1 protein-coding gene is annotated in these 357 nt (G+C 72.8%); it reads right to left on the reverse strand.

The annotated features are described in order from the left end of the window. Positions 1 to 357 (reverse strand): [protein-PII] uridylyltransferase family protein (locus KHA85_RS17380; protein WP_498039917.1); only part of this gene is annotated, 357 nt, incomplete at both ends.

Genomic DNA, 357 nt, shown 5'->3' on the forward strand with positions numbered 1-357 from the left:
GTCCGGCCATGAGCCACGACTGCACCAGCGCGTCGCGTTCGCCCTCGGACAGCAGCTCCGCGGACGCGGCGGCCTGCAGCGCCTCGAGGGTGGAGGTGGTGTGCAGTCCGGGAACGCGGGCGGCGTGCTGCATGGTGAGCAGCTGCGCGCACCACTCGACATCCGCCAGGCCGCCGCGACCGAGCTTGGTGTGCGTGGCGGGGTCCGCGCCCCGCGGCAGGCGCTCGGAGTCGATCCGCGCCTTCATCCGGCGGATCTCCTGGACGACCTTGGGCGGCACGCCGTCCTCCGGGTACCGGAACACGTCGATCATGTGGAGGAAATCCAGGCCGAGGTCGCGGTCGCCGGCGGCGAACG

This window comes from Dietzia massiliensis (genome assembly GCF_018390595.1).
Taxonomy (GTDB): Bacteria; Actinomycetota; Actinomycetes; order Mycobacteriales; family Mycobacteriaceae; genus Dietzia; species Dietzia massiliensis.